A 15,322-nucleotide genomic window follows, 5' to 3' on the forward strand; every position below is an offset into this window, starting at 1 on the left:
GTGACCAGCGGCGCCGCACTCATGATCCGGTCTCCGGGCACTCCTGGGGCACATCGGCGGCGAAAGCCGCCCCGATCGTGCCCCGGCCCAACTCCTCGTGCTCCGGGAACAGGTGCCCGTACGTGTCCATCGTCTCGGCCAGCGTGGCGTGCCGGAGTCGGGCCTGAACGACCTTCGGGTACAGGCCGGCGGCGATCAGTGTCGAGGCGTAGAAGTGCCTGAGGTCGTGGAACCGTGTTCCCTTCGGCAGACCGGCGCCCTTGACCGCCTCATGCCAGCACCAGGTGAACGTGCCCCGCCGGACCATCTTGCCGGACCGATTCGTGACGACCAGGCCGGTCGAGTTCTTCGGCCACTGCTTCAGGTGCGCGGTCACCTTGCTCAGGATGAAGTCGTCGACCGGAACCGGCGCCTTGCTGGCCTTCGTCTTCAACGGCACCAGCTTGCCGCCCTGGGCCTGTTCCTCGACCATGACGCGGCGCTGGAGGAACTGGATCCGGTCGACCAGCAGCCCGGCCACCTCACCCTCACGCAGCCCGGCGCCGGCGGCCAGCCACACCATCACCTCATAGCGGGGCGTGATGCTCGCGGCCAGCGCCGACACCTGGCCAGCGGTCAGCGGCACCAGGACGCGCGGCTCGACGGCCGGCAGCGGCACACGGGAGCACGGGTTACCCGGCGTCAACCCGTCGTCGACGGCCGCCTGCATCATCGCGCGCAGCACCGCGAAGACCGTGGCGACCGTGGTCGGGGCCAGCTTCGCCGACAGCGCCGCGACGACGTTCTTCATGTCCGGCTTGCGCAGCGCGCCGACCTGGCGGCCGCCGACCAGCGGGAGGATGTGCGTGACCAGGTGCGAGCGGTACAGCTCGGCGCTGTTCGGCCGAAGGTGAACCTGCGTCGGTAGCCACCGCTCCATGGCGTACTGGCGGACGGAGATCCGGCCGGCCTTCACGTCCAGGTGCACGCCGCGGACCAGGTCAGCGCCGACCACCTTCGACCGGTCGGACGCCGTCGGCTTCTTGGCGAAGTTCTCCTTCTTCTGGACACCGGCGGCGTCGCGGTACCGAACCTGCCATCGCTTCCCGATGCCGTGGTCGCGGGTCGGTACCTTGTCGTGCTCGCGGCAGTGTGGCTCGTCTGGCTTCGGCCGGGACTTGTGCCACCGGTCGTACACCTCAGCCATCGGAATCGTCCCCGATCAGCGCGTCAATCTCGGCGATGAGACTCCGGAGCCGGGCGCGCAACCCCTCGGGTGTGGCCGGAGCCGGTCCCAGTCTCGCGGCGCTGTCCGGGTGGCGGGCGCGCGATTCGTCTTCCACGTCGTACCGCACCGGGTTGTCGATGCGGTCGAGGATTCCGCGGATGCTGGACAGCACGGCTTCGGCCGCGCGTACGGCCGTGTGATCGGCATGCTGCCTCTCGGCGGTGGTCAGTGCGTTCCGGCGAAACTCCTCCAGGACCTCGAACGGGCTTTCTTCGCCGTGACCCAAGGCGATCTCGGCGGCGAGCAGTTGCTGTTTTCCGCTCGCCCATGCCCATGCCAGGTCTGGAAAGACCGTCACGGTCGGCGTCAACGCCACGTCTGCCTGACCTCTGCTTGGCCCGTAGTCGGGTAGCAGCATCCGGTTCGGGGTTGTGCGTAGCGCCAGTGCGAGCGCGACGAGATCCCCGACGTCAACCTTGCGATCACCGCTCTCAATCTTCGTGATAGCTGTGGCGAGGATTGGGCGCCCAAGTGCCTCCAGCAGCCTGGCGAGCTGCGTTGTGGAGATCCCCTGGCGGGCCCGGAAGAACTTCAGGTTGGCGCGTACCTGGTCGCCGACCGGGCCTGCCTCGTTCCGATGCCGACTACCCGCCGGCTCTGTCGCTGCCATTTAGGCAGCATGTCACTCCTACTTGACACTGCACAACCCTTGCGTCCAAGATCTCCCTGTCAGGCAGTGATCCACACCTAATAGGGGGTGGCATGGTGGGCGATAGACGTCCCCTCGGGACAACCAATGAAGTCGCACAGTTCCTGCAAGTGCCACCGCGCACGCTCGATCAGTGGGCGTATCAGGGCTTAGGGCCGAAGTACGCGAAGGTGGGCCGCTACAGGCGTTACCGGTGGTCGGACGTCGAGAAGTGGCTCGACGACCAGGCGGCGACGGTCTGATATGGCCCAGACGCAGCGAGGCCCCGGATCAACCGGGGCCAGCATCGCAGTCGGCAAGACTGGCGACAGCGTACCGCCGCACGCTTACGACGATGCCGAGTTTCGTGACCGCCTGGCCGCCCAGCTCGAGGCCGCCGGCCGGCGCCGGCGCGACGCACGTGCGGTGCGGGCCGAGTTCGCCGCGCGCCGTGACGCCGGCCTGAAGGCGCGCCACGCGCGGAAGCTGCGAGGGCATCCGTGACCGAGCTGACGCCGGCTAAGAGGTACCGAGACGCGGTCTGGTCGTCGACGCGGTTGACGCCCGAGCAACGGCTCGTTGCCCTCTGCTACGCCAACCACGCCCGGGGCACCGATGTGGCTTGGGTCGCGCTCGCCCGCCTCTTGCAGCAGTGCGGGATCCGCTCGAAGGTCACCGCGGTGAAGGTGGTGACGTCGCTCGTCGACGAAGGCTGGCTCGTGCGACTCGGTGCGCCACCGGAGCACCGGCAGCGCGTGATGTACCGGCTGCGCGTACCGGACGAGAGCTCGGCGACTGAGCCGGAAGAGCGGTCGACGCCGGCCCGGGCGCGCGGCGCCGATGGCCGATTCGCAACCGGTCCAGCAGATGGACCGGTCCATCCCGTGGACCGGTCCACGCGTGGTGGGCAACCGGTCCATCCGATGGACCGCAACCGGTCCACGCCATGGACCGAACCGGTCCACCGGATGGACCGGACCGGTCCATCCCGTGGACCCGACTCTCTTACGGAGGACTCTCCTAAGGACTCCGTAAGAGAGCACTCTCCGGCGTCCGCCGCCGCCACGCTTCGCGCGGCACCGGTCGCCGAAGAACGTGACTCGGGCGCGGCCGTCGCACAGGTGCCGGCGCGCGAAGCACTGCCCGGTGAGGACCGGCCGTCAGATCCGCTACCGACGGACATAGCCAAGGCCCAGCTGCACCAGCTGCTCGCGGGCAACCGCCGCGCTCGCACCTCGCACTGGACGGCCGGTACCGCACCGACCGGAGAACCCAACCCGCACTACGACCCGGCCGCGGCCGCGCGCCTGGCGACCGACCCAGCACAGCAGAAGGAGTAGTGGCATGAAGCGGCAGGACATGACGGGTACCGCCGTCACCATCCTCCGGGCCATCGAAATCGGCGACATGGCCGGCGCGTACGTCGCCACACCCGAAGCCCCCGAACAGCTCACCGCGCTGGTCGGACTCCTCGCCGGCTGGGTCGCCAACCTCGGACCGCAGACCTTCGGCCCACACGAATGGTCGGCCATGCTCGCCGACTGGCAACCAGGCCAGAACCTCGGCGACCCACCACGCCACGACTACCTCATGCCGCACGACAGCCGCTACCCAGACGACGACGTGCGCCACTGCCCGCCGAACTGCCCGCGGCTGCGCTGGGCGCAGGCCCACGGCGGCGTATGAGCGACACGGCATGTGGCACCGCGGCCGGGTACCTGCGCCACCGTTGGCAGGGCACACCGACCTGCCCGGCCTGCCTCGCCGCGTGGCACGAGTTCGACGCCTGGTGCCGCGACCTGCGTGCCGGCAAGCAACAGGGCAAGCGGCCGGTATGGCAGCGACGCGAGGCACGGCGATCCTCGCCGAGACGCCCGTGACATGGTGCTGACGATGATCACCGCGACGATCGCAATGTCCGAATTTTTCCCTATGGGGGGTATCCCGGACACCCACGTCCCTCTGTCCCCCCCTCCCCGTGCGATTCGAGCGCTCAGGGGTCGACTCCGAGTCGCGTATGCGCTGATGGAGCGGTCTTGGCCCCCCCTCGTGGTGGTGCTTACTGAGGCCGGAAAGTGCAGCGATTCGGGGGTCATTCGGCGCTGTTTCTGGCACTTGCTGCCAGATGGCATGGCGTGCCACTATGACGCCGAATGCTAGTTGATCATTGAAGATCAACTTCTCGACGGAAGGGGGCGGGGCTATGTCGACGGTCGGTGCGATGCCCAGCACGGGCGACTTCAACCCGGAGCAGATCGCGGCCAACTGGCGTGCGCTCAACGCGGCGGAGGCTGCGCCGGCGGCCGGTGGCCTCACCATCAACGACATTGGGCCGCGGCAACTGAACATTCCCGGTCCGGTCGTGACTGAGCAGCCGCTGTACCGGTTCGATGGTCAGCCGGCGCAGCGGTCGTTCCTGACGGATCTGCTCGACACGGCTGGCGTGACTCTTCCCGGTGGCCGCGATCCGGACCCGAACGCGCGGAACTACGCGCTGGCGTTCATGGCGCACCCGGACGGGATGGCCGCCTCGTTCGCGAACATCACGAAGGCGAACGTGGCCACGCTGAACCCGACGCAGCGTAGCGACGTCCCCGCGACGCTGTTGCCGGCCCGCAACCGGCCGCTGTGGGATGCGTGCAGCAACAGTCCGCTGACGTCGAACCTGTCGATCACGACGCCGCGTGTCACCGATGCCAGCGGCATGGCCAACGCCCACACCGAGGGCGACGAGCCAACCACGGCGACGCTGACGATCACCGCATCGGACATCGCGGCCCCGGCGCCGATCTCCGGGAAGGCGAGTCTCAGCCGGACGCTGATCGACTACGGGCCGCCGGCGCTGGTCGACCAGATCGTGTTCGGGCTCATGCTCCAGGCGTGGGCGCAGGTGGTGGAGGCGCGTATCGCGGCGATGCTCGACGGGCTGAGCCTGGCGGCCGGGAACATCGTGAACCTGGCAGGCATGGACGACGACCTGCGGGGGGACTGGGACGACATTCTGATCCCGTTGGCGACAGCGCCGGACGGCGGCCTGCTGACGTCGCTGGTGCTGGCGGGCGAGGCGTACGGGCCGACTCGTCGGGCGGCCGACGACAGCGGGCGGCGGTACTACCGGGTCGGGCCCGGTGGTGTGCTCGACCTCGGGTCGCATCTGGCCGCGCCGGCGGCAGCGTTGACCGCGGCGAATGGTGGCGGCGGGGACTCGTACCTGTTCAACCCGGCTGTGGTGCACGCAGCGGAGATGACGAACCGTTTCACGTTCCTCTCCGCTGCTGTGTCCTATGTGGATGTGTGTATCTGGGGGTATTCGACGGCGTGGTGTTCGCAGCCGGCCGACGTGTACCGCCTGGACTACTCGGCGTCCTGAGTCGTGCGCCCCGGGGATGTGCCGTCAACGTCACCCCTGCCCGTCGGCATTGCAGCGGGCTGCGGGATCGATGGTTGGCGAGTGGCCGACTCTCACGGCCGCGGTGACCCTTCCAGCGGCACCGCCCCGGGGGCGTACGAAACCGTTGGTCCGCAAGGAGTTCACGACGGACAAGGGAGCTGACTGTGGCTGATCGCGACGTCACGATAGACATCCTCGGCCGGGACCGGACCGGCGCGTCAACGAGGTCGGCGACCCGCAATTACCAGCAGTTGCAACGGGCGACGAAGGACACCGACACACAGACGTCGAAGCTGCAGAAGCGGGTCGAGGCGTGGGGTAAGTCGGCCCTGTCGGCGGCGAAGTCGACGGTGACGCTGGCCGGTAAGGTCGCCGCGTTCGGGTCCCTGATCGGCCCGGCGACCACCGGCACCATCGCCGCGGCGAAAGGTGTCGTGGCGTTCGGGAAGGCCGCGGCCGCGGCCGCCGGCGAGATGGCTCCGCTGGTCGCGTTCATCCCGTCGCTGGTCGGCTCGCTCGGTCTGCTCGTCGGCACGACCAGGCTGATTGGGCCCGGACTCGCCCGGGCTCTTCAGCCGGTTACGAGTCAGTTCGTCGCCGCGGACGGCGGTACGACGAAGCTGACCGCGCACCTGCAGCAGCTGGCATCCAAGGGTGTCACTCCGCTGGCGAAGGAGTTCGTGAAGGTCAACCTGCCCAGCATCTCCAAGGGCATGGGGGACATTGCCGTCGCGGAGAACTCCGTGGTCGTCGGGGTCGCGAAGTGGATCAACTCCACGCCCGGGCAGAAGCTGATCCGTGGTATCACGCAGGACACGGCGACCGCCGCGGGAGTCCTCGCCCCGCACGTCACCGCGGCGGCGATCGCGTTCGGGAACCTCGCTGCCCGGGCCAGCAGCGGGAAGTTCACGTCGCTGTCCAAAGTGGTCGGTGGGCTGGCAGACAAGTTCACCGCCTGGGCGAATTCGGTGTCGTCACAGGACATCTCGGGGTCGCTCGACCGGATCGACACGGGGTTGGACCGGTTGAAGACCGGCTGGGACAAGGTGAAGGAGTTCGGCAGTTGGCTGGCTGGGCTTGAGCCGAAAGTGAAGGCGTTCAGCAACACCCTCGCCGTGGTGGGCCTGACGGTCTCCGTGGCCGCTGGCGAGTGGCCTGCCGCGGCCGCCGCCGGTTTCACACTGGTGGCCAACAACTGGGACAAGGCCAAGGGTGTCCTCGTAAGCGTCGGGAAGTGGTTCGACAGCTCGGGCCTGACCGCGAAATTCCAGTCGCTGTATCAGTACTTCAAGCCCGGCGTCGTCAACAACTGGAAGACGGCCTGGGCCGACCTGGTACAGGCGTTCCACCACAACGAACCGCAGATCAAGCAGGTCATCGGCGACGTCGGCGCGCTGACCGGTGCCGCGATCACCCTGACCCCGTACATCCTCAACGTCGGATCCGGATTCCTCATCGCAGTCGGGCAGGTGACACGGGCCGTCGACGGCATCGTCTCGGTGACGCTCGCCGGGTTCGGGCTCATCGTCAACGCGGCCGCGACGTCGTTCGGCTGGATCCCCGGAATCGGGCCGAAGCTGAAGAAAGCACAGGCTGACTTCAACGCCTTCCGGGACAGCGTGAACGGCGCGCTGGCCGGGATCAAGGACAAGACCGTCACGATCCACGCCATCGTGACCGGCAACGGCGCGAGGTTCATCGAGAACAACGGATCGGTTCTGGCTGTCGGCAACAGCAACCGGCGGGCGTTCGCCGCGGATGCGTCGTGGCAGCCGGCCGTCACCGCCGCACAGTTCAGGGCTCAGAACGGGCCCGACGGCAGCGACCAGGTGGGCACGAGCCGGACCGGTGGCCCGGCCCCGACGCACGTCGAGAGCAACGTCACCAGCAACCTGTACCTCGATGGCCGCCTGGTCTACAGCTACACCGATCGGGCCATCAACCGTGAGCGGTGGCGGCAGAGGATGAAGCGGATCTGAGGCCGTTGGCTGGAGGGGGACGTCTGGCCCATCGCCGGCGGACGGCAGTCGACTGACGACTAGCCGATCAACGGTGTGATCTGCTGGCGACGGCGGGTCACACTCACGGGCATGACTCGCCTACCCGGATCGCTTCGCGTTGCCGTACCCACCATGCTGGTTGCTGCTCTGGCCGTCGCTGGCTGCTCCAGCGATAAGCCGGCTGCCACGCCGCCGCCCGCCGCTGTCGCTGCGGTGTCACCCTCGCCCGCTGTGGCGTCGCCTACGCCGTCGCCGAGCCCGACCGGGGAGCCGCGCACCTACGAGGCCGCGAAGGCCGCTGTGGTCCAGCTGGAGGCGGCAGCCGCACGAGCCGACGGCGGTGCTCTGTGGGATCTGCTCACCGCGACCGGGCAGGCGGCGATCACCCGGGCCGACTACATCAAGGTCACGAACGCCTGCCCCGGACTGGCGAAGAGCGAGAAGTACACCGCCATTGCGCTCAACGACGCCGGGAACATCGCCACCGTCACGGTCACCGTGTCGGAGGACTACGGCGGTGGCACGGCGACGTACTCGATGATCTACGAAGCCGGCCGGTGGAAGCATCAGCCGTCGGACAGTGCGCTGAGCTGGATGTCCCTGGGCGGGGACAAGGCGGTGCTGACGCTGAAGAATGAGGGCTACTGCTGACCCTGCCCCCGAGGTACACACGTGCGGCCCGCCCCGCCGGGGACAGCCGGAGGGCGGGCCGCTCTACAGATGTTAGAGGCCCGGGTCAGGTCAGCCAGTTGCCCAGGCCCTGGAGCGTCACGTGCGTGGCGCCGCGCGGGTGACTCGCGATGGTCCGCATCGCCCAGTACAGGCCGGTGAGCTTCGACCCGATCGGCTCATCGCCAGCCCACACCGTCACGCGCAGCAGCTCCACCCCTGAGCCGTCCACGAACTGTTCCAGCCGGGCGCAGATCGGGGCCAGGCGCTCGGCGTCGTCCTCGCCGCGTGGGATCCGGTAGTGGTCGCCGGCGTCGACGAGCTGTTCCCGGTCCAGGACCCACCGGGTGGCGTCCGGCAGGAGACGCCGGTACGGGAAGAACATCTCCACCACCGCTCAGCCCTCGGTGACCGCGCGGATCGTGCCGGAGCGGCACTTGCCGTTGACGTGATCGAGCACCAGGGCGTTGATCTGGCCCAGCTCGATCGGGTACCCGCGGGCCTGCGCGGCGGACAGGTCGAGGATCGCCTCCCGGCACTGGCCGCGTCCGCAGGTGATCAGCAGTGCCGGCTCCAGCGTCTCGGTGACCGTGAGCAGCATCGGCCACCGCCACAGCGGCATGGACATCGGGATCTGCATGGAACCGGTCTCTGCGTTCGGCCCGGCGCCGCTCATGACCACCGGCCCGGGTTGCGCTTGAAGTAGTCGCATGCCTCGGCGTCGCCGTCGTACAGCTTGTCGTGGAAGGCGTCGACGGGTCGCGGGTCGACCAGCTGGCGGGGTGGCTCAGCTTCGGCCCGCGTGGTGCGGTTGATCAACCGCCGGGCCCAGTACGGGATACTTATCACCGGGTCGACCTCCTGAGGGTCGGTCAAGTTCCCCCGGGTTGGCGTGGCTGCGCTGGCCCGGGGGGCGCCCCGAACGAGGGGGATGCCACAGACACCATGCCACCGTGTGGCCACTGTTGGGAACACTCGTTGTGGCCACTGTGTCACCCAAAGGCCGTGGCCAGCGGCTTTGCCTGCGAGCATGGCCAATGTGGATCACGTCGTCGAGGCGCTTCAAGTGCTCAAGGCCGCGCAGGCTGACGTGCCCGCCGCCGAAGAGCGCGCCCGGCAGGTCGTTGCGGACGCCCGCCACCGCATCGACGTCGCCCGGGACAAGCTCGCCAAGACGATCGCGGCCGAGTACCAACGCGGCGCCCGGGTCGGCGACCTGGCCCGGCGCTCCGAGTACAGCCGAGAGACGATCCGTCGGATCCTGCGCGCCGCCGGCATCGAAGCCGACTAACGCGAAGACCCGCCAGGCGCTGGCGGATTTTTCCCCTATGGGGGGTACCCGGACACCCCCGACATGTCCGCTCTCTCTCCCTGGGGAAAGTCGAGCGATGTGGCGAAGGCCCGTCCCCACGGCTTCAGGGGGCGGGCCTTCGCGGTCTGTGCAGGCTACCTCGGCAGGATCTGCGGCCGACGTGAGCCCGGCCGGCGCCGGGATGCGCGCTGGTCGTTGACGACGAGGTAGCGGTGATCGCGGCGGATGTGCTCCGGGCGGGCGACGACCACCACCAGGTCCCAATTGGCGGCCATCATGGCCTGCACGGTCGCCCACCGGTCGTCAGTCTGCGTGGCCTTAATGAGCGCGGCCAGCTCCAGGTCGTGGTTCTCGACGTACCGGATGCACGCCAGGGCCCACGTCTCGGCCATCGACGGGTTGTACGGCAGGTAGATCACCGCGCGGCTCATCGCGGCCTCCGAGTGCCGTGCCGGCTCGGCCGGTGCCTGATCCACCAAGCGGCCGACCGGCCGCACTGTGTACGCGGCGCTTCGGCCACGGAGTCTGCGAGCGCCGTCAGGTCGTCGATCACCACGCCGCCATCGTCCTCGTCGACCAGGTCCTCATCGTCGACCGGGTCGGCCACCGACCCGAGGTCGCGCAGCACATCGGCGTAGACCTGGTAATACACCGATGGCGGCAGGCCGTCGCCGGCGAGACGCTTCTCCGCGTACCGCTGCCCGAGGTCGAACGCCTTCCGCGTGGCGCGCAGCAGATCGGCCTGCGGTACCCGGCCGCCGATCGGCTTCTGGTACCCGGACGCGGTGCGGCCGGCCGGCCGCCGTACGGGCTTCACCGGGCACCGCCGCGGCGCTGGCACTCGGCCAGCAGCTTGACCGTGACCGCGGCCAGGATCGGTTCGGGCAACGCGTCGAGCCGGTCGACCAGCTCGGCGCACAGGTTCTCGGCCTTCCGCTGCCGGTTCGCCGCGGTGGCAGCTGCCGTCCGAGGACGCTTCACGTTTGCGTCGCTCGTGGCGGTCATCGGGTCGCCTCCCGGGCCAGCGTGGCGACCAGGCGGCGGACGGCGCGGCGCCGGCGGCAGCACGCCCGGTACCACCGCTCGTGGACCGCGTCGTCGCCGCCGGAGGTGTACGCGAACTGACGCTCGGCCTTCGACAGCCGGTCGACCATGTCCGCGATCGCGTCCTCGAGTTGCCAGACGCGCCGGACCCGGTCGAGCGGGACGTCGACGGCGGCTGGAGGGTCGATGGTTGCCGTACCCGCGCCGAGCACGGGACAGGGGATACTGCTCATGGGTCGCCTCCACGGGGCGATCAAGGGCCCGGCCGGTGCTTCGATCACCGCGTCCGGGCCCGCCTGATTGACGGGGCACATCCGGGGCACATCACGCCCGGAAGTTGCGAGAAGTAGCGAGATCTTCCGAGAAGTGTTCGCGCAGGTCAGGACGGCTGCGCGGGGGAGCGCGGCAGGCCAGGAAACCGCGCCCGGAAGTACCCGGCGTACAGGTCGACTCGTCCATCGCGCTCCTGGTCGCGGTACGGATCAAGGCTGTGGCGTGCCTGTATGTGCGGTCGCTCATGGTCGTTGATGGTCGACATTGGTCGCCGTTTGACGCCCTGGGAACGCCCTGACGCCCTGGAGACGCCCTGATCTTGAGCTGGCGACCCCTCCGATTACAAGGGACGGGCACGGCGCGCTCAGGGTTGTCGACTTGGGTAGGGAGGTTGGGCGCGTGGGGTGGGGCGCGGTCGACTGGGGTCAGCGTTGGGGTCAGACGCTGGGGTCAGCCGACCTTCACTCGTGACTGGGTTTGGCGACGCCCCGACTCCGTGCCACATCGGTGGCGGCCATGTTGGTTGGGCGAGAGGAGGGGGCTTATGCAGGCTGAAGAGATCCTTGGCGAAGGCCCGGAGCACCGCAGACTGCAGCCCGTTGAAGAGCGCGTAGTACTGGTACATCAATACACGCACGCTTATGGCTGTCATGACGAGGCCGACCAGGACGGTAGCCATGCCGGCGAGGATGACCGCGACGCCTACCGCGCTCGGCACGTGACCTGAGGCCAGCAGGCCGAAGGCGAACGTCGCGGCGAACGCGGGAACTTCGATTTGCGTTCCTCGGACCCACAGACGCCACCTCGTCGTACGCCGAAGAGCTTCAATCGGGTCCACGCCCACCGCCAGTCAGCTTCGCCGTTCGTGCGAGTCCAGCGTCATCGTCGCACGAGCAGGATAGGACCACGGCCGGCGGAGCTTCCAGGCGCAGTGCGTACGGTACTGGGTCCACGCTGGTCAGCCCTGCGACGATGAGCTGTGATTGTCGGCGACGCCGAAATCGCCGCGAGTTTGACCGTGCATCTGTTGCAAGCGCGTGACGAGACGGTCGAAGGGTTTCGGGCGAAGCCACACCTCGAATCGCGATCCCGGGAAATCGCGGTAGACCCCAGTCATGATCGGACTGCTGGCCGCGCGGTACACCACAATCTGCGGGTGCGGCGTATCACTCACTGCTATTGCCTCGATCTGTTCCCAGCGAACGACCTCTCGTCTGAGGAGGCGAGTAATCCGGATCCCGGTGATGCTGACGTCGATGCCTGCACGGAGGTGCGCCGTGAGAAAGACCAACCCGGGAGCCATGATCGCGATGCTGAGTGCCCCGGACCATCCTTGCGCGACGATGCCGACAATCATCATCAGGACAATGACAGCGATCAGCGGATAGACGAGGATGCGTCGCAGGTCGAGCCACGGTCGCCTCCACTGCCCCATACGAGGATCGTCGCGTACCCGTCAAGACGCCTGCTGTCCCGTTCGCCGTCGACCCACACATCGTGAAGCCGGGTTCTGGCCCCGGGTCCAGGTGGAGCGCCCTACTGGACGTACGACCTGGACCCGGGGCCAGGTTCCGGCTTGGCTGCGCCTGGGTCGACGGTGGGCGGGATGGCACCCACCCCGGGGCCCGAGCGCTCCCGCCGGAGGCACGCTCTGAGGTCAAGTCGTTGCGAGGGTGCGGCGCGCCGTGGCGCGCGATGCCGGCGCCCCAGCGCCGCCTGCAGCGCGCCGACGAGTGCGCCGCTGCGCCGCGCTCGCGCGGCGCCTTGATCCTGATGAGAACTATTCGGCAGTACAACAACCAAACAACGATGTCGTGTCACGCCTGATGCTTGACACCGGCGTCCCACCTGATGCTTGACAGTGGCCGTGTTCGGCCGTTGATCACGACGAGTTGTCGCTCTCGTGATCAGGGGGCCGGGATTGGCGCTGATCGTCATGTCGAAGGTGGAACAGCGGTACCGGGCCGTGCTCGCGGTCCAGGCCGGGGGACCGGGTCAACTCTCGCGGCAGTTGCACTTGGCTGGAGTGCGCTGGTCTCCCCACGGGTAGATGTCACCCCTGGTGCCTCGGGCGGCCTTCTCCCACCCGTGGGCCGTGGGGAGCGCTTTGCCGGCCCACTGGCTGTAGGCGTTCGCGTCATGCCAGGCGACGAACACGACCGGGTGGTCCAACTGGTTGGCGGGCGGCCTGCCGTCGATCCAGTGCTCGGGCGGCTCGGCGTCGGTCGCCGCGACGTACCGGCCGTAGTCCGTGTTTGTGGTGGGATAGACGTCGATGTAGAACCCTGCGAGGTACACGGGCTCGTTCTGCTCTCCGGCGAAGAACACTCCTGCGTCGGCCAGGGTCATGAGCTTGCCGTCGATGGGGTGACGGATCTGGGTTTCGTCGCCTGCTAACACGGCGTCTGGCCCTCCGTTCTCGGTACCGGGGTGGACGACGGTGCGCTGAGGAGGCGAGAAGCCGGAAGGTGTCAAGTCCAGCTTGCGGGCGAATCGCTCCTGGACCTCGGGGCCGGACGCGGCAAGCGAAGTGTCTAATGCGGACTGGTTGACCGGCCGGGGGACGATGCTCTCGCTGCCCGCTTCCCACTTCGACACCATGCGCTCGCTGATGCCGAGGTGGGCAGCAAACTCGCGGATACTCATGCGCCTCGCCTCACGTAGCGCGCGAACTTCCCGTCCTGGCGGCCGTATATTGGGCCGCATCTTGGCGGCGAGGGGTGCCTGAGGTGAGCTGGTGTCGATGACCGACGATGAGCTGGACGAGATCGAGCGGCGAGCGATGCTCGCGACCCCTGGCCCTTGGGAGGCGCGCCTGGAGACGCGGTGGGGAACCGGCGGGGCAAGCTGCATCGACCTCAACCCCGGTGGTGATGAAGACGCGGAACTGTACTTCATCTATGACCCGATACCCCGCGTGAGTCCGAACGCAGACCTGGACGCCGACCTTGACTTTGTTGCGCACGCCAGGACCGATGTCCCGCACCTCGTCGCCGAGATTAGGCGCCTTCGTAGTCTCGTCGAGTGAGGCATCGGCACCGCAGGTGATCTGAGCGCGCCGATCCTGGCGGCGCGGCGGCGCTTGCCGGCCACGGCCCGGTCCTCGTCGCCGTTCCCGCCGATTCCGGCAGATGAGCGCGGTTGGGCTGTTCATGGCTGGTGGCAGCGCCGATGCCTCCGCGGACAGGGGCCACATGACGCCCGCGGGGCGAACGGCGGTGGTCCCCAAGATTTTCTGCTGGCAGAGTGTCGGGTCCGGAGCGACGCGTTCGTAGCAGAGGTGAGAGGTGGCCGGAGGAGGCCGCCGGTACAAGGGGAGTCATGAGATGGCGCGATACCTGATCTCGTTCGATGACGGCGCGATGGCCCATATCCCCAACGAGGACTTTCCCGACGTGGCCAGGGCCGCGCACGAGGTGGTCCAGGAGGCCGTGAACGCCGGCGTGTGGGTTTTCGGTGGTGGTCTGGTAAGCCAGATGGCGAGCGTTGTGGCCACCGACGGAAGCGTCACCGACGGCCCGTACCCCGAGACCAAGGAGGTCATCGGGGGGTTCACTGTCGTCGACGTGTCCTCACGCGAGGAGGCGCTGAAGTGGGCTGCCAAGACGGCCGTCGCCTGCCGCTGTGCACAAGAGGTCCGGGAGCTCCTGCCCGACCCCGAACAAGACGCGATCCTCCGCCAGGCTGATGAGCGACACTGACGTTCCCACGTGGTCTGATCGAGGGCAACCGGCCACGCTAGAGCAAGACTTGCCTTGGCCGCGGTTTACGACCTGGGTCTGCACATCGACCCGAACGGGGGACGTGAGGCACTGACGAGGATCGGGCGTGGGGGCGCGTCCGATCCTCGTGCTTGACCGGGATCCCGCGACCCGTCCAGCGCCGCTGCTGTCAGCCGTTGCTGTCATGCACCGACAGTTGGAAGACCGACCAGCGGTCCACCGGCTTGAAGCCGAGTATCGCGTTGACCGCCCGCATGTGCGTGTTCTCCTCGGCGTTCCACGCGTCGATGACGCGCAGCGCCGGCTCGTGAACCCGTGCGTGCGCGTGGTTGGCCGACTTGACGATCAGACCGAGACGCCGGCCTCGGTGGGCTGGTTCGACGATTGTGGTCCGCTGTCGCGCGTGAGTGTCGTCGTTTGTCTCGAACGACAGCTTGGTGCGGGCGACGATCTGACCGGTGGCGTCGTGCCGGGCCGCTGTCGAGCAGGAGCGGTGGCCAAGACCCAGTTCGGTCGCCTCTTGTCGGCGTACCCGGTCGGTGTCGTACAACTCCTGCTCGACTGCCAGGTCACCGGTGGGGGCGTCGAGCATGAGCCGGCTCTGCAGCGCGGCGACGTCCTTGACTATTTCTTCGGGTGCCGCGTCGCGCCACTGCACCAGCGAATACCCGTCCGCGTGGGTCCACGCCTCGGCAAGCGTCGCCTCGTCGTCCCCCGAATGGTCGCCGAGCTGGCACCGGGACCTGATGCTGGTCACGCCGGGCTGCTGGGCGCGGTTGGTGAGGTAGCGGTAGCCGGCCTCGTCGCGGGCAACGCCGCCGGGCAGTGCCCGAACGGTCTCGGTCTCGATCAGGCTTCGGCTATGTCGCCGAGCGGCTGCGTAGACCTCCTCCAGCAGCCTGGTGCCGATACCGCGGCGCCGGTGCTGCGGGTGCACGACCAACTCCAGGTAGACCATGCCCAGGTTGGCAGCCTGGGGCAGCAGGTATCGTCGCCACGGAGTCAACCGGATCGAG

Annotated in this window: 24 protein-coding genes; 11 read left to right on the forward strand and 13 right to left on the reverse strand. The window is 68.3% G+C overall.

All coding sequences use genetic code 11. The features are described 5' to 3' along the window. Positions 1 to 19: 19 nt before the first annotated feature. Entirely contained in the window at positions 20 to 1,186 is a 1,167-nt protein-coding gene (locus tag Raf01_RS25995) for a tyrosine-type recombinase/integrase (RefSeq protein ID WP_203920607.1), read from the reverse strand. After that, a complete protein-coding gene (locus tag Raf01_RS26000) occupies positions 1,179 to 1,583 on the reverse strand; it encodes a hypothetical protein (protein ID WP_203920608.1) in 405 nt (134 codons plus the stop codon). The genes Raf01_RS25995 and Raf01_RS26000 overlap by 8 nt, the downstream gene beginning before the upstream one ends. Positions 1,584 to 1,969: 386 nt before the next feature. On the opposite strand from Raf01_RS26000, the gene Raf01_RS26005 reads away from it, so the two are divergent. Beyond that, positions 1,970 to 2,158 carry a helix-turn-helix transcriptional regulator gene (locus Raf01_RS26005; protein ID WP_203920609.1) on the forward strand — a complete coding sequence of 63 codons (189 nt, stop codon included), beginning with the start codon at positions 1,970 to 1,972 and terminating at the stop codon, positions 2,156 to 2,158. Between the two features lie 28 nt (positions 2,159 to 2,186). Here Raf01_RS26005 and Raf01_RS26010 read toward each other — a convergent pair whose 3' ends face one another. Further along, positions 2,187 to 2,372 carry a hypothetical protein gene (locus tag Raf01_RS26010; protein WP_203920610.1) on the reverse strand — a complete coding sequence of 62 codons (186 nt, stop codon included), beginning with the start codon at positions 2,370 to 2,372 and terminating at the stop codon, positions 2,187 to 2,189. 644 nt (positions 2,373 to 3,016) lie between these two features. Between Raf01_RS26010 and Raf01_RS26015 the strand changes: the two genes are divergently transcribed. From Raf01_RS26015 to Raf01_RS26040, 6 genes are all read left to right on the forward strand, one after another. Then, the gene (locus tag Raf01_RS26015; protein ID WP_203920611.1) at positions 3,017 to 3,235 is read left to right on the forward strand and encodes a hypothetical protein; all 219 of its coding nucleotides are present in this window, start codon (positions 3,017 to 3,019) and stop codon (positions 3,233 to 3,235) included. A 4-nt stretch (positions 3,236 to 3,239) separates the two neighbouring features. Continuing rightward, positions 3,240 to 3,581 (forward strand): hypothetical protein, encoded by a 342-nt coding sequence (locus Raf01_RS26020; protein ID WP_203920612.1) that lies wholly within the window; start codon positions 3,240 to 3,242, stop codon positions 3,579 to 3,581. After that, positions 3,578 to 3,775 carry a hypothetical protein gene (locus Raf01_RS26025; protein WP_203920613.1) on the forward strand — a complete coding sequence of 66 codons (198 nt, stop codon included), beginning with the start codon at positions 3,578 to 3,580 and terminating at the stop codon, positions 3,773 to 3,775. Before Raf01_RS26020 ends, Raf01_RS26025 begins: the two co-directional genes overlap by 4 nt. 341 nt (positions 3,776 to 4,116) lie before the next feature. Continuing rightward, positions 4,117 to 5,265 (forward strand): hypothetical protein, encoded by a 1,149-nt coding sequence (locus Raf01_RS26030; protein ID WP_203920614.1) that lies wholly within the window; start codon positions 4,117 to 4,119, stop codon positions 5,263 to 5,265. Positions 5,266 to 5,450: 185 nt separating this feature from the next. Continuing rightward, positions 5,451 to 7,265 carry a hypothetical protein gene (locus tag Raf01_RS26035; RefSeq protein ID WP_203920615.1) on the forward strand — a complete coding sequence of 605 codons (1,815 nt, stop codon included), beginning with the start codon at positions 5,451 to 5,453 and terminating at the stop codon, positions 7,263 to 7,265. 252 nt (positions 7,266 to 7,517) lie between these two features. Further along, positions 7,518 to 7,937 (forward strand): hypothetical protein, encoded by a 420-nt coding sequence (locus Raf01_RS26040; protein ID WP_203920616.1) that lies wholly within the window; start codon positions 7,518 to 7,520, stop codon positions 7,935 to 7,937. An 85-nt stretch (positions 7,938 to 8,022) separates the two neighbouring features. Here Raf01_RS26040 and Raf01_RS26045 read toward each other — a convergent pair whose 3' ends face one another. Genes Raf01_RS26045 through Raf01_RS26055 form a run of 3 tightly spaced genes read right to left on the reverse strand, consistent with a single transcriptional unit; the run spans position 8,023 to position 8,831 of the window. After that, the gene (locus tag Raf01_RS26045; protein WP_203920617.1) at positions 8,023 to 8,349 is read right to left on the reverse strand and encodes a hypothetical protein; all 327 of its coding nucleotides are present in this window, start codon (positions 8,347 to 8,349) and stop codon (positions 8,023 to 8,025) included. Positions 8,350 to 8,352: 3 nt separating this feature from the next. Next, a complete protein-coding gene (locus Raf01_RS26050) occupies positions 8,353 to 8,595 on the reverse strand; it encodes a hypothetical protein (RefSeq protein WP_203920618.1) in 243 nt (80 codons plus the stop codon). Positions 8,596 to 8,627: 32 nt separating this feature from the next. Next, a complete protein-coding gene (locus Raf01_RS26055) occupies positions 8,628 to 8,831 on the reverse strand; it encodes a hypothetical protein (protein WP_203920619.1) in 204 nt (67 codons plus the stop codon). 154 nt (positions 8,832 to 8,985) lie between these two features. On the opposite strand from Raf01_RS26055, the gene Raf01_RS26060 reads away from it, so the two are divergent. Beyond that, complete coding sequence (locus Raf01_RS26060) at positions 8,986 to 9,246, forward strand: hypothetical protein (protein WP_203920620.1); 261 nt, start codon at positions 8,986 to 8,988, stop codon at positions 9,244 to 9,246. A 155-nt stretch (positions 9,247 to 9,401) separates the two neighbouring features. Here the strand turns inward: Raf01_RS26060 and Raf01_RS26065 are convergent, their stop codons facing one another. From Raf01_RS26065 to Raf01_RS26080, 4 genes are read right to left on the reverse strand one after another with little or no spacing between them, the layout of a single operon-like run. Beyond that, positions 9,402 to 9,698, reverse strand: a complete 297-nt coding sequence (locus Raf01_RS26065) for a hypothetical protein (protein ID WP_203920621.1) — start codon at positions 9,696 to 9,698, stop codon at positions 9,402 to 9,404. Next, on the reverse strand, positions 9,695 to 10,084 hold the full coding sequence (locus Raf01_RS26070) for a hypothetical protein (RefSeq protein WP_203920622.1): 390 nt from the start codon (positions 10,082 to 10,084) through the stop codon (positions 9,695 to 9,697). The genes Raf01_RS26065 and Raf01_RS26070 overlap by 4 nt, the downstream gene beginning before the upstream one ends. After that, positions 10,081 to 10,272: a hypothetical protein gene (locus Raf01_RS26075; protein ID WP_203920623.1), complete on the reverse strand. Its 192-nt coding sequence runs from the start codon at positions 10,270 to 10,272 to the stop codon at positions 10,081 to 10,083. Before Raf01_RS26075 ends, Raf01_RS26070 begins: the two co-directional genes overlap by 4 nt. Continuing rightward, on the reverse strand, positions 10,269 to 10,544 hold the full coding sequence (locus Raf01_RS26080; protein WP_203920624.1) for a hypothetical protein: 276 nt from the start codon (positions 10,542 to 10,544) through the stop codon (positions 10,269 to 10,271). Before Raf01_RS26080 ends, Raf01_RS26075 begins: the two co-directional genes overlap by 4 nt. Positions 10,545 to 11,128: 584 nt before the next feature. Here Raf01_RS26080 and Raf01_RS26085 point away from each other — a divergent pair. Then, on the forward strand, positions 11,129 to 11,311 hold the full coding sequence (locus Raf01_RS26085; protein ID WP_203920625.1) for a hypothetical protein: 183 nt from the start codon (positions 11,129 to 11,131) through the stop codon (positions 11,309 to 11,311). Positions 11,312 to 11,542: 231 nt separating this feature from the next. Here Raf01_RS26085 and Raf01_RS26090 read toward each other — a convergent pair whose 3' ends face one another. Next, a complete protein-coding gene (locus tag Raf01_RS26090; RefSeq protein WP_203920626.1) occupies positions 11,543 to 12,019 on the reverse strand; it encodes a hypothetical protein in 477 nt (158 codons plus the stop codon). Positions 12,020 to 12,579: 560 nt separating this feature from the next. Beyond that, entirely contained in the window at positions 12,580 to 13,437 is an 858-nt protein-coding gene (locus Raf01_RS26095; protein ID WP_308442666.1) for an SUMF1/EgtB/PvdO family nonheme iron enzyme, read from the reverse strand. Between Raf01_RS26095 and Raf01_RS26100 the strand changes: the two genes are divergently transcribed. Both Raf01_RS26100 and Raf01_RS26105 read left to right on the forward strand, forming a co-directional pair. After that, entirely contained in the window at positions 13,328 to 13,612 is a 285-nt protein-coding gene (locus Raf01_RS26100) for a hypothetical protein (protein WP_203920628.1), read from the forward strand. The genes Raf01_RS26095 and Raf01_RS26100 overlap by 110 nt on opposite strands. A 298-nt stretch (positions 13,613 to 13,910) precedes the next feature. Continuing rightward, on the forward strand, positions 13,911 to 14,285 hold the full coding sequence (locus Raf01_RS26105; RefSeq protein ID WP_203920629.1) for a YciI family protein: 375 nt from the start codon (positions 13,911 to 13,913) through the stop codon (positions 14,283 to 14,285). Between the two features lie 190 nt (positions 14,286 to 14,475). Here Raf01_RS26105 and Raf01_RS26110 read toward each other — a convergent pair whose 3' ends face one another. Beyond that, entirely contained in the window at positions 14,476 to 15,312 is an 837-nt protein-coding gene (locus Raf01_RS26110) for a GNAT family N-acetyltransferase (RefSeq protein ID WP_203920630.1), read from the reverse strand. Positions 15,313 to 15,322 lie beyond the last annotated feature (10 nt).

This window comes from Rugosimonospora africana (assembly GCF_016862975.1).
Taxonomy (GTDB): domain Bacteria; phylum Actinomycetota; class Actinomycetes; order Mycobacteriales; family Micromonosporaceae; genus Rugosimonospora; species Rugosimonospora africana.

Bases quoted from the DNA above. Each gene is read 5' to 3' on its own strand.
- Raf01_RS25995 (WP_203920607.1), bottom strand. From the start codon at position 1,186: ATGGCTGAGGTGTACGACCGGTGGCACAAGTCCCGGCCGAAGCCAGAC.
- Raf01_RS26105 (WP_203920629.1), top strand. From the start codon at position 13,911: ATGGCGCGATACCTGATCTCGTTCGATGACGGCGCGATGGCCCATATC.
- Raf01_RS26090 (WP_203920626.1), bottom strand. From the start codon at position 12,019: ATGGGGCAGTGGAGGCGACCGTGGCTCGACCTGCGACGCATCCTCGTC.
- Raf01_RS26100 (WP_203920628.1), top strand. From the start codon at position 13,328: ATGACCGACGATGAGCTGGACGAGATCGAGCGGCGAGCGATGCTCGCG.
- Raf01_RS26095 (WP_308442666.1), bottom strand. From the start codon at position 13,437: ATGCAGCTTGCCCCGCCGGTTCCCCACCGCGTCTCCAGGCGCGCCTCC.
- Raf01_RS26080 (WP_203920624.1), bottom strand. From the start codon at position 10,544: ATGAGCAGTATCCCCTGTCCCGTGCTCGGCGCGGGTACGGCAACCATC.
- Raf01_RS26085 (WP_203920625.1), top strand. From the start codon at position 11,129: ATGCAGGCTGAAGAGATCCTTGGCGAAGGCCCGGAGCACCGCAGACTG.
- Raf01_RS26005 (WP_203920609.1), top strand. From the start codon at position 1,970: ATGGTGGGCGATAGACGTCCCCTCGGGACAACCAATGAAGTCGCACAG.
- Raf01_RS26050 (WP_203920618.1), bottom strand. From the start codon at position 8,595: ATGCAGATCCCGATGTCCATGCCGCTGTGGCGGTGGCCGATGCTGCTC.
- Raf01_RS26075 (WP_203920623.1), bottom strand. From the start codon at position 10,272: ATGACCGCCACGAGCGACGCAAACGTGAAGCGTCCTCGGACGGCAGCT.
- Raf01_RS26065 (WP_203920621.1), bottom strand. From the start codon at position 9,698: ATGAGCCGCGCGGTGATCTACCTGCCGTACAACCCGTCGATGGCCGAG.
- Raf01_RS26030 (WP_203920614.1), top strand. From the start codon at position 4,117: ATGCCCAGCACGGGCGACTTCAACCCGGAGCAGATCGCGGCCAACTGG.
- Raf01_RS26025 (WP_203920613.1), top strand. From the start codon at position 3,578: ATGAGCGACACGGCATGTGGCACCGCGGCCGGGTACCTGCGCCACCGT.
- Raf01_RS26020 (WP_203920612.1), top strand. From the start codon at position 3,240: ATGAAGCGGCAGGACATGACGGGTACCGCCGTCACCATCCTCCGGGCC.
- Raf01_RS26060 (WP_203920620.1), top strand. From the start codon at position 8,986: ATGGCCAATGTGGATCACGTCGTCGAGGCGCTTCAAGTGCTCAAGGCC.